This window comes from Enterobacter oligotrophicus (assembly GCF_009176645.1).
GTDB classification, from domain to species: domain Bacteria; phylum Pseudomonadota; class Gammaproteobacteria; order Enterobacterales; family Enterobacteriaceae; genus Enterobacter; species Enterobacter oligotrophicus.
This window is the reverse complement of the sequence record NZ_AP019007.1, coordinates 1,478,244-1,490,095: the sequence shown is the minus strand read 5'-3', so window position 1 is coordinate 1,490,095 and position 11,852 is coordinate 1,478,244. Positions and strand designations below refer to the sequence as shown.

The window sequence follows — 11,852 nt, the reverse complement described above, 5'->3', positions numbered from 1 at the left end:
CGATGAGCACATTTTCTACCCCAGTAGTCACTTCCATGCAGATCATTCCGGTGGCGGGCCATGACAGCATGCTGATGAACCTGAGCGGCGCACATGCCCCATTTTTTACCCGCAATATCGTGATCATTAAAGACAACGCCGGACATACCGGCGTCGGGGAAATTCCAGGCGGAGAGAAGATCCGTAAGACGCTGGAAGATGCCATTCCGCTGGTCGTGGGTAAAACCCTCGGCGAATACAAAAATGTTCTGAGCACCGTGCGCAGCACTTTTGCAGAGCGTGATGCGGGCGGGCGCGGTCTGCAGACTTTCGATCTGCGTACCACTATTCATGTGGTGACCGGCATCGAAGCCGCGATGCTGGATCTGCTGGGCCAACACCTGGGTGTTAATGTCGCCTCACTGCTGGGGGATGGTCAGCAGCGTAGTGAAGTGGAAATGCTCGGTTACCTGTTCTTTGTCGGCAACCGCAAACTGACGCCGCTGCCTTACCAGAGCCAGCCTGATGAACACTGCGACTGGTATCGCGTTCGTCATGATGAAGCGATGACCCCGGATGCCGTGGTGCGTCTGGCAGAAGCTGCTTACGAAAAATACGGTTTCAATGATTTCAAACTGAAGGGGGGCGTGCTGGCAGGCGAGGAAGAAGCGGAGGCAATTACCGCGCTGGCAAAACGTTTCCCGCAGGCGCGCGTAACGCTGGACCCGAACGGTGCCTGGTCGCTTGATGAAGCGATCAAAATCGGTAAGCAGTTGAAGGGGGTACTGGCCTACGCGGAAGATCCGTGCGGGGCTGAGCAAGGTTTCTCCGGGCGTGAAGTGATGGCGGAGTTCCGCCGTGCCACCGGGTTACCCACCGCCACCAACATGATTGCCACCGACTGGCGACAGATGGGGCATACTTTGTCTCTTCAGTCTGTCGACATTCCGCTGGCTGACCCGCACTTCTGGACGATGCAGGGTTCGGTTCGCGTGGCGCAGATGTGCCATGAGTTCGGCCTGACCTGGGGCTCACATTCCAATAACCACTTCGACATCTCTCTGGCGATGTTCACCCACGTGGCAGCCGCCGCGCCGGGCAATATTACGGCTATCGATACCCACTGGATCTGGCAGGAAGGCAACCAGCGCCTGACCAAACAGCCGTTTGAGATCAAAGGTGGCATGGTGCAGGTGCCGACGACGCCAGGCCTTGGCGTTGAGCTGGACATGGATCAGGTGATGAAAGCCCATGAGCTGTACCTGAAACACGGACTGGGGGCGCGCGACGATGCAATGGCAATGCAGTACCTGATCCCGAACTGGACATTCGACAATAAGCGTCCATGCATGGTACGATAAACACACTGGGACCGCTCCCATTGGCGGTTATTTCCATGGTGTATGCTTAACGTAGCTAACATGCGTAAGGATGGCTTATGAAAATAGTTATCGCACCGGACTCATATAAGGAAAGTTTGAGTGCACTTGAGGTCGCGACGGCGATAGAGCGCGGTTTTCGCGAAATCTTCCCCTCGGCTCACTACGTGAAATTGCCGGTTGCTGATGGGGGGGAAGGAACCGTGGAAGCCATGGTTGCCGCCACTCAGGGGCGAATCGTCCATGTCCCGGTCACCGGTCCATTAGGTGAGCGTGTGGAAGGATTCTTTGGAATATCCGGTGACGAGCAGAGCGCATTCATCGAGATGGCCGCCGCCAGTGGCCTTGAGCTGGTTGTGCCTTCTCAGCGTAATCCGCTGAAAACCACCTCGTGGGGAACCGGTGAGCTCATCCGTCATGCGCTGGATGCGGGTGTTAAGCATATTATTATTGGTATCGGCGGCAGCGCCACCAACGATGGTGGTGCTGGCATGGTGCAGGCGCTGGGGGCAAAACTGCTGGATGCGAACGCACAGCCAATCGGTCAGGGCGGCAGTGAGCTGGCAAGGCTGGCACATATCGATCTGAGCGGGCTGGATACGCGCCTGGCCGGTTGCCGGATCGAGGTCGCCTGCGATGTCACAAATCCGCTTACCGGAGAAGAGGGGGCATCTGCGGTGTTCGGGCCTCAGAAAGGGGCCACGCCAGAGATGATCGCCACTCTGGATAACGCGCTGGCACATTACGCCCACGTGATCGCTCGGGATCTGGATACCCATGTTTTAGATCTTGCCGGTGGCGGCGCAGCTGGCGGAATGGGGGCGGCACTGTATGCATTTTGCGGTGCCCAGCTACGGCAGGGCATTGAAATTGTCACTGATGCCCTGCATCTGGATGAACAGGTTGCCGATGCTGATTTGGTCATTACCGGAGAGGGGCGCATCGACAGCCAGACGATCCACGGCAAAGTGCCCGTTGGCGTGGCGAAGGTGGCTAAACGCTATAACAAACCGGTTATCGGCATTGCAGGCAGCCTGACAGCGGATGTGGGTGTCGTGCACAATCACGGTATTGATGCCGTGTTTAGCGTGATCTATACCATCTGCTCACTGGAAGAGGCGCTCGAAAATGCGCAGCAAAATGTCCAGATGGCGGCAAGGAATATTGCGGCGGTGTTGAAAGTGGGGCAGATGATTCAGCCGTAAATGCCCGGTGACGCTACGCTTACCGGGCCTGCAGGATTGCGATCGCAGGCCGGGTAAGGCGAAGCCGCCACCCGGCATTTCCTTTAACTCCCCAGCACCTTCATCGCTTCCCGCGTCACATTATCCATCTCATCCAGCAACTCCAGAAACTCGGGTTCAAGCTCAGATTCCGGTGTGCCTGCACGCAGTTGCTGCTCCAGCAATTGGCAAAGATTTTTCAGCCTTGGCACGCCGCTGTAGCCACAACTGCCATGTAGCTTGTGGATAGCATCAAGTAGTTCGTCCGGGCTTTCCCCGACCAGCTGCTCTTCAACTTTATTGCGGATTTCCGGCAAAAACGCGACCAGCATCTGAAGCATTTCGCGCGCGAGATCAGGTTTACCTGCCGCCTGGCGTAGCGCCAGCTGCCAGTCGAATGTGGCGTTCTGATTAACACTTATTTCTACGGGGTCTGCTGAAACGACGGTATACGTCCCACCGAGTTGTCCGGGCTTATAGCGCAGTAGCAGGCTATGCAGTTTCTCTTCGTCGATGGGCTTTGCCAGATAATCATTCATCCCGGCGCTCAGCAGCTTCTCTTTTTGGCCTGCCATCGCGTGCGCGGTCACCGCAATGACCGGCGTTTGCTGCTGGTGCGGAAGCTGGCGAATCAACTCGCAGGCGCGGATACCGTCCATGCCTGGCATCTGAATATCCATCAATATCAGATCGAACTGCATCTGTTTGGCTCGTTCAACCGCCTCAGCGCCGCAGGTGCACAACTCAACGTGCTGAACCTGATCTTCAAGCAGTACGCCGATCAGCTTCAGGTTTGCCGGGTTATCATCCACCGCCATCACGGTCATGGGCAGCTTATGTTCATCGCTGACCAGCGGCAGGACCTGGTGCGTCAGACGGCAGTATTCTGTCAGCGCAGGAAGCAACCTTGTCGCGGTAAGTGGTTTTAGCAGACAGGCTGCAGCGCCGTCGTTTTTCAGCTCTTCCGCGTTAATCTGGGCATGACACGGCAGCGCCAGCAGCAGGTAATCGGTCATTGAGGCCGCTTTCGCCAGCCGTTCCTGCTGCATGGTCAGTTCACCGGTAAAGGTGACCGGAATACCCATCAGCAGAATATCGTAATGGTCGACGGTCAGCGCGGAGAAGGTTGGGCTGTAGATAACCTCAAGCGGTGTGGTGCTTAAGATATCCAGCGTACACTGAGCCGCAGCTGCATTCGGTTCAACGTAGGCCAGACGCATCCCTTTCAGGCAGTTAGTGACTGGCCCGTCCGTCATCACGTTTGGATTGAGATCGAGGTTGATATGGAACCAGAAGGTTGAACCACGGTTTGGCTGGCTGTGGAAGGAGATATCTCCCCCCATCTCTTTCACCAGTTTTTGGGTGATCACCAGCCCCAGGCCTGTACCTCCGTGGCGGCGGGAGATACTGGCATCCGCCTGACGGAACGCCTGGAACAGGCGCGACTGGTCGCGCTCAGGAATACCAATGCCGGTATCGCGGATCTGAACCTCAATCTGCACTTTATTGTTACTGAGCGCCCGTTTCTCGACCAGAATATCGATATTGCCGCTCTCGGTGAACTTGATGGCGTTACCCACCAGGTTGGTGATGACCTGCTGCAAACGCAGCGGATCGCCAATAACATTATCCGGTACGTCGTTCTTGATATTGAGCGTCAGCTCCAGCCCTTTATCATGCGAGGAGTGCGCGAGAAGCGTGACCACTTCATCCAGCGTACTGCGCAGCGGGAAGGGAATGCTTTCCAGAATCAGTTTGCCTGCTTCCAGCTTGGAGAAGTCCAGCACGTCGTTAATGATCGCCAGCAGGTTGTTAGCCGACCGTTCGATGGTGTGCAGGTGATCGCGCTGGGTTGGGTTCAGCTCGCTTTTCAGCGTCAGACGGGTAAAACCGATCACGCCGTTCAGCGGTGTTCGCAGCTCGTGTGACATATTGGCAAGGAATTCGGACTTAATACGTGCCGCTTCCTGGGCGCGTTTTTTCGCCAGATCCAGCTCGACGTTCTGGATCTCCATCTGTTCCAGCGTTTCGCGCAGATCGGACGTTGCCTGGTCGACGTTGTGCTGCATCTCTTCATGATAGGCCGCCAGCGACATCGCCATCGAGTTGATGCCGTTTTTCAACATATCCAGCTCGCCCAACATAAACCCTTCCACGCGGCTGTCGAGCTGGCCGCGGCGGATACGGTCAACGGTGTTGACCATATTACGGATAGGCCCCGTGACGTCGCGCATCAGTCGCCAGCCGAAAATAAGCGCGATGCCAATGCAGAACAGCATCATCATGCCGGAGATGAAAATTTCTTTGTACTGCTGCAGCCTCACCGACTTGAGATCCAGCTCCAGCGCCACATATCCCAACATATTATTGCCGGACTTGGCATCCGACATAGCCGATTCATCAGGTGAATAACTTTCCGAAATGATGGGGGTTCGCAGGATCATGATATCGCCACGCCGCAGCACGCTGAGATGACGCGGAAACGGCGTGCCGTCCGGGATTTTCAGTTCAGCAGGATCGAGGTGAAAATTTGAGGTGACGAACAGACGGTTATGCTCGTCGTAAACGGAAATCGCGCGCACGATCTCCGAATGACGGCGGTGCAGCACGCTAATTAACTGACCAATGGATTCGCGGTTTTGCAGGTTCATACCGTACTCACTGGAGACGGCGAGCGGCTCAATAATGCTCGCGCCGGCATCTTCCAGTTGCCTCTGCAAATCGTTATAGCGATGCACCACAAAGAAGATACTCAACAACAAACCGATAAGTACGGTGGGGGCGAGGATCAAAATCATCATGCGCGCACGCAGGCTGTAGTTGGTCATGGCGTTCCGTTATGGGACAATTAGGGTAATTATGTTTATTTGAGAAAAATCTCGGCAATGGCGCAATTCTACTCTGCAAAGCGACGTGTGACGACGCGTCAGATCATAACTGTTGAAGCCACAGACCTCGATCCCTTTGGTCAGGGGGTGGCGCGTCACAATGGTAAGACAGTGTTTATATCAGGTTTGCTGCCAACAGAACGAGCAGAAATTACCCTCACGGAAGATAAACGCCAGTACGCGCGCGGTCTGGTGAAACGTCGTCTTAATGATAGCCCTGAACGTGTGATACCTCGCTGCCCGCATTTTGGCGTTTGCGGAGGCTGTCAGCAACAGCATGCCAGCGTAGTTTTACAGCATAAAAGCAAAAGTAACGCACTGGCGCGCCTGATCAAACATGACGTGAACGAGATTATTGCGGATCAGCCCTGGGGTTATCGCCGTCGTGCTCGCCTGAGCCTCAGCTACCAGCCAAAAACCGAACGGCTGGAGATGGGATTTCGCAAGGCTGGCTCCAGCGATATCGTTGATATCAATCAGTGCCCCATTTTGGTGCCCCGTCTGGAGGCATTGCTCCCGGACGTGCGCAACTGCCTTGCGTTGCTGGAAGGCGTTCGCCACCTGGGCCATGTCGAACTGGTTCTTGCCAATAACGGCCCGTTGATGGTGCTGCGCCACACCGCGCCACTGTCGAAAAAAGATCGCGAAAAACTGGAACGCTTTTCGCATTCTCACGAGCTTGCGCTTTTCCTCGCGCCACAAAGCGAGATACTTGATCAGGTTACAGGTGAGGCCCCCTGGTATGCGTCAAACGGGCTACGCTTAACGTTCAGCCCGCGGGATTTCATCCAGGTGAATGACGGCGTTAACCAGCAGATGATTGCTCACGCGCTGGCGTGGCTGGATGTACAGCCAACGGACCGGGTGCTCGATCTGTTCTGCGGTATGGGCAATTTCACACTGCCTCTGGCTCAGAAAGCTGCGAGCGTGGTGGGTGTGGAGGGTGTCGAGGCGCTGGTGGCGAAAGGGCAGGAAAATGCTCAACAGAACGGGTTGCAAAATGTGACATTCTTTCATCAAAATCTTGAGGATGATGTCACCAGACAACCCTGGGCAAAACAGGGTTTCGACAAAATCCTGCTCGACCCGGCGCGTGCAGGCGCGCCGGGGGTGATGCAACATATAATTAAACTCGCGCCGAAGCGCGTGGTCTATGTCTCCTGTAACCCGGCGACGCTCGCCAGGGATAGTGAGGCACTAACGGGTGCGGGTTACCAGATTCAGCGTCTGGCAATGCTGGACATGTTCCCGCACACTGGACATCTGGAATCAATGGTGTTGTTTGAGCACATCTAATTTGTTTGGCTTGTCGACTTCGACAGGCCCTGGTCCCTAAAGGAGAGGACGATGGTTGCGGTAAGAAGTGCACATCTTAATAAAGCTGGTGAGTTTGACCCTCAAAAATGGATCGCAAGTCTGGGGATTTCCAGCCAGCAGTCGTGTGAACGCTTAACCGAAACCTGGGCCTATTGTTTGCGCACCACGCAGGGGCATCCGGACGCTGATTTGCTGTTATGGCGCGGCGTGGAAATGGTGGAAATTTTGTCCATGCTGAACATGGACATCGAAACGCTACAGGCTGCGCTCTTATTCCCGCTGGCCGATGCGGATGTTGTCAGTGAAGATGTACTGCGTGAAAGCGTCGGTAAGCCCGTTGTCGCGCTTATTCACGGCGTGCGTGATATGGCGGCAATTCGCCAGCTTAAAGCCGCGCAGACAGACTCCGTCTCCTCAGAGCAGGTGGATAACGTTCGCCGTATGCTGCTGGCTATGGTGGATGATTTTCGCTGCGTGGTCATCAAGCTGGCCGAACGTATTGCTCACCTGCGTGAAGTGAAGGATGCGCCGGAAGACGAGCGCGTACTGGCCGCCAAAGAGTGTACAAATATTTATGCGCCGCTGGCGAACCGCTTAGGGATCGGTCAGCTTAAATGGGAGCTTGAGGACTACTGCTTCCGTTATCTCCATCCGGCGGAATACAAGCGCATTGCTAAACTGCTGCACGAGCGTCGCATCGATCGCGAGCACTATATCGATGAGTTTGTCAGCGGGTTACGCAAGGCGATGAAAGAAGAGAATGTGCGCGCCGAAGTGTATGGGCGTCCGAAGCACATCTACAGCATCTGGCGCAAAATGCAGAAGAAACATCTCGCTTTTGACGAGCTGTTCGATGTGCGAGCGGTGCGTATTGTGGCCGAGCGTTTGCAGGACTGCTATGCCGCGCTGGGGATAGTACACACTCACTTCCGCCACTTGCCGGATGAGTTCGATGACTATGTCGCGAACCCGAAACCTAACGGCTACCAGTCCATTCATACCGTTGTGCTTGGCCCTGGCGGCAAAACGGTTGAAATCCAGATCCGCACCAAACAGATGCATGAAGACGCCGAGCTGGGCGTAGCTGCGCACTGGAAATATAAAGAGGGGACCTCTGGCGGCGCGCGCTCCGGCCATGAAGATCGTATCGCCTGGCTGCGTAAGCTGATTGCGTGGCAGGAGGAGATGGCTGATTCCGGCGAAATGCTCGATGAAGTGCGCAGCCAGGTCTTTGATGACCGGGTGTACGTCTTTACACCAAAAGGCGATGTCGTCGACCTGCCGGCAGGTTCGACGCCGCTCGACTTCGCCTACCACATCCACAGTGATGTGGGGCACCGTTGCATCGGTGCGAAAATCGGCGGGCGTATTGTACCGTTTACCTATCAGTTGCAGATGGGCGATCAGATTGAAATCATCACTCAGAAGCAACCAAACCCGAGCCGTGACTGGCTTAACCCGAATCTGGGTTACGTCACGACCAGCCGTGGCCGCTCCAAAATTCACGCCTGGTTCCGTAAGCAGGATCGTGACAAAAACATTCTTGCCGGACGCCAGATCCTTGATGATGAGTTGGAGCATATCGGCATCAGCCTCAAAGAGGCGGAAAAATTCCTGCTGCCGCGCTACAACTTTAACGAACTGGATGAGCTGTTAGCGGCGATTGGCGGCGGTGATATCCGTCTGAACCAGATGGTCAACTTCCTGCAGGCGCAGTTTAACAAGCCAAGCGCAGCAGAGCAGGATGCCGCCGCGCTGAAGCAACTGCAGCAGAAAACCTATGCCCCGCAGCAGCGCAGCAAAGACAATGGCCGCGTGGTTGTCGAAGGGGTCGGTAATCTGATGCACCATATTGCCCGCTGCTGCCAGCCGATTCCGGGCGATGATATCGTGGGCTTTATCACGCAGGGGCGCGGGATTTCGATTCACCGGTCTGACTGCGACCAGCTTGCCGAGCTGCAATCTCATGCGCCGGAACGTATCGTGGAAGCCGTCTGGGGTGAAAGCTACTCTGCTGGCTACTCGCTGGTGGTGCGCGTCACCGCGAACGATCGCAGTGGCCTGCTACGTGATATCACCACCATTCTTGCCAACGAGAAGGTCAACGTGCTGGGTGTGGCCAGCCGCAGCGATACCCGCGAACAGCTTGCCACCATCGATATGACCATCGAAATCTATAACCTGCAGGTGCTGGGCCGCGTGCTTGGCAAACTGAACCAGGTGCCGGATGTGATTGACGCGCGTCGTCTGCACGGCGGTTAAGATTTCCCTCTTTTGTAGGCCGGGTAAGGCGTAAGCCGCCACCCGGCATTTTTTTATCAGGACATAACCATGACTCAAATCGACCGCTTGCTCGGCATCATGAAACGCCTGCGTGACCCGGAAAACGGCTGCCCGTGGGACAAAGAGCAGACTTTCGCCACCATCGCCCCGTACACCCTTGAAGAGACCTACGAAGTGCTGGACGCCATTTCACGCGAAGATTTTGACGACCTGCGCGGCGAGCTGGGCGACCTGCTGTTCCAGGTGGTGTTCTATGCACAAATGGCACAGGAAGAGGGGCGTTTTAACTTTGACGATATCTGCGCCGCGATCAGCGACAAACTGGAGCGCCGCCATCCGCATATCTTTGGCGACGCCACCGCAGGAAACAGCGCGGAAGTGCTGGCTCGCTGGGAGCAAATCAAAAGCGCCGAGCGCGCCGAAAAATCCCAGCATTCCGCACTGGATGATATCCCGCTGAGCCTGCCTGCGCTGATGCGCGCGCATAAAATTCAGAAACGCTGCTCCGCTGTCGGCTTTGACTGGCACTCCCTGGGCCCGGTGCTGGATAAAGTACACGAAGAGATCGACGAAGTGATGCATGAAGCGCAACAGGCCGTGGTGGATGAAGCGAAGCTGGAAGAGGAGATGGGCGACCTGCTGTTCGCGACCGTTAACCTTTCGCGCCATTTGGGTGTAAAAGCGGAAACCGCGCTACAAAAAGCCAACATTAAATTTGAGCGACGCTTCCGTGAAGTCGAGCGGATTGTAGCCTCGCGTGGCCTGGAAATGACCGGGATTGACCTCGCTGCGATGGAAGATGTCTGGCAGGAAGTAAAACGCCAGGAATCTGATCTCTAACGGAATTTTGCGATCAAGCGCAATTTGTGTGATTTTTTAAATGACAAGCGCTTGATTTGCGTCAAAAACATTTACCCAAAAGGGGCTATTTTCTCACTCCTTATGTTTGTCATGACCTGGAAAGGAGACGGAGAATGAAAGTTTGTGGCGCTCGCCGTGTTCGGGTATACTACTTTCCCGTCCTGGTTATTCCATCGTTTCACCCTAACTTCTCAGGTTCAGCATGACAACGAACTATATTTTTGTGACCGGCGGGGTCGTATCCTCTCTGGGTAAAGGCATTGCCGCAGCCTCCCTCGCAGCCATTCTTGAAGCCCGTGGCCTCAATGTGACCATGATGAAACTGGACCCGTACATCAACGTCGATCCGGGCACCATGAGCCCAATCCAACACGGGGAAGTGTTCGTTACTGAAGACGGCGCTGAAACCGATCTGGATCTTGGCCACTACGAGCGTTTCATCCGCACCAAAATGACCCGTCGTAACAACTTTACGACTGGCCGCATCTATTCCGACGTTCTGCGTAAAGAGCGCCGCGGTGACTATCTGGGCGCGACCGTTCAGGTTATCCCACACATCACTAACGCCATCAAAGAACGCGTCCTTGCCGGTGGCGAAGGGCATGACGTGGTGCTGGTTGAAATCGGCGGTACGGTAGGTGATATCGAATCCCTGCCGTTCCTGGAAGCGATTCGTCAGCTGGCGGTAGATATTGGTCGTGAACACGCGCTGTTCATGCACCTGACGCTGGTGCCATACATGGCAGCCGCAGGTGAAGTGAAAACCAAACCGACTCAGCACTCTGTTAAAGAACTGCTCTCTATTGGTATTCAGCCAGATATCCTGGTTTGCCGCTCCGATCGTGCGGTTCCGGCGAACGAGCGTGCGAAAATTGCATTGTTCTGTAACGTGCCAGAAAAAGCCGTTATTTCAATGAAAGATGTCGATTCCATTTATAAAATCCCAGGCCTGTTGAAATCACAGGGCCTGGACGATTATATTTGTAAACGATTCAGCCTGAACTGTCCGGAAGCTAATCTGTCTGAATGGGAACAGGTTATCTATGAAGAAGCGAATCCGGCGGGTGAAGTGACTATCGGTATGGTCGGCAAGTACATTGAACTGCCGGATGCCTATAAGTCCGTTATCGAAGCGCTGAAACATGGCGGTCTGAAGAACCGCGTCTCCGTGAACATCAAGCTGATTGATTCGCAGGATGTTGAAACACGTGGCGTGGAAATTCTGAAAGATCTGGATGCTATTCTGATCCCTGGCGGCTTCGGCTACCGTGGTGTGGAAGGCAAGATCGCCACCGCGCGCTATGCGCGTGAAAACAATATTCCATACCTCGGTATCTGCCTGGGTATGCAGGTTGCGCTGATCGAATTTGCGCGCAACGTAGCGGGCATGGAAAACGCGAACTCTACGGAATTTGTGCCAGACTGTAAGTACCCTGTAGTGGCGCTTATCACTGAATGGCGTGACGAAGAAGGTAACGTCGAAGTCCGTACCGAGAAGAGCGATCTGGGTGGCACAATGCGTCTTGGCGCACAGGCCTGCCAGCTGTCTGACGATAGCGTGGTTCGTAAGCTGTATGGCGAGCCGGTGATCACCGAGCGCCATCGTCACCGCTATGAAGTCAACAACATGTTGTTGAAACAAATTGAAGCTGCGGGTCTGCGTGTTGCGGGCCGTTCCGGGGATGATCAGTTAGTCGAGATCATCGAGGTGCCAAACCATCCGTGGTTCGTTGCCTGCCAGTTCCACCCGGAATTTACTTCAACGCCACGTGACGGACATCCGCTGTTTGCAGGCTTTGTGAAAGCCGCCAGCGAGTACCAGAAGCGTCAGGCGAAGTAAAAAAAGTTAGAACGGCAACGCGTACCTTTGGTACGCGTTGTTTGTCTGGAGTTTTAGTTTAACTTGTACTGAGGAAAATCTA

General features: G+C 55.0%; 7 protein-coding genes. 6 read left to right on the top strand and 1 reads right to left on the bottom strand.

Features of this window, described 5'->3' with window-relative positions; translation table 11 throughout:
- Positions 1 to 2 precede the first annotated feature (2 nt).
- Entirely contained in the window at positions 3 to 1,340 is a 1,338-nt protein-coding gene (gene gudD, locus EoCCA6_RS07005) for a glucarate dehydratase (RefSeq protein WP_152082062.1), read from the top strand.
- A gap of 77 nt (positions 1,341 to 1,417) precedes the next feature.
- A complete protein-coding gene (locus EoCCA6_RS07000) occupies positions 1,418 to 2,563 on the top strand; it encodes a glycerate kinase (RefSeq protein ID WP_152082061.1) in 1,146 nt (381 codons plus the stop codon).
- 83 nt (positions 2,564 to 2,646) lie between these two features.
- On the opposite strand, the gene barA is transcribed toward EoCCA6_RS07000, so the two are convergent.
- The gene (barA, locus tag EoCCA6_RS06995; protein WP_152082060.1) at positions 2,647 to 5,409 is read right to left on the bottom strand and encodes a two-component sensor histidine kinase BarA; all 2,763 of its coding nucleotides are present in this window, start codon (positions 5,407 to 5,409) and stop codon (positions 2,647 to 2,649) included.
- A 57-nt stretch (positions 5,410 to 5,466) separates the two neighbouring features.
- Here barA and rlmD point away from each other — a divergent pair, with 57 nt between their 5' ends.
- From rlmD to pyrG, 4 genes are all read left to right on the top strand, one after another.
- Positions 5,467 to 6,765, top strand: coding sequence for a 23S rRNA (uracil(1939)-C(5))-methyltransferase RlmD (rlmD, locus tag EoCCA6_RS06990; RefSeq protein WP_152082059.1), 1,299 nt, complete (start codon positions 5,467 to 5,469; stop codon positions 6,763 to 6,765).
- A 51-nt stretch (positions 6,766 to 6,816) separates the two neighbouring features.
- Positions 6,817 to 9,048 carry a GTP diphosphokinase gene (gene relA, locus EoCCA6_RS06985; protein ID WP_152082058.1) on the top strand — a complete coding sequence of 744 codons (2,232 nt, stop codon included), beginning with the start codon at positions 6,817 to 6,819 and terminating at the stop codon, positions 9,046 to 9,048.
- Positions 9,049 to 9,117: 69 nt separating this feature from the next.
- A complete protein-coding gene (gene mazG / locus EoCCA6_RS06980) occupies positions 9,118 to 9,909 on the top strand; it encodes a nucleoside triphosphate pyrophosphohydrolase (protein ID WP_152082057.1) in 792 nt (263 codons plus the stop codon).
- Positions 9,910 to 10,132: 223 nt separating this feature from the next.
- Positions 10,133 to 11,770, top strand: coding sequence for a glutamine hydrolyzing CTP synthase (pyrG, locus tag EoCCA6_RS06975; RefSeq protein WP_152082056.1), 1,638 nt, complete (start codon positions 10,133 to 10,135; stop codon positions 11,768 to 11,770).
- The last annotated feature ends 82 nt before the right edge of the window (positions 11,771 to 11,852 follow it).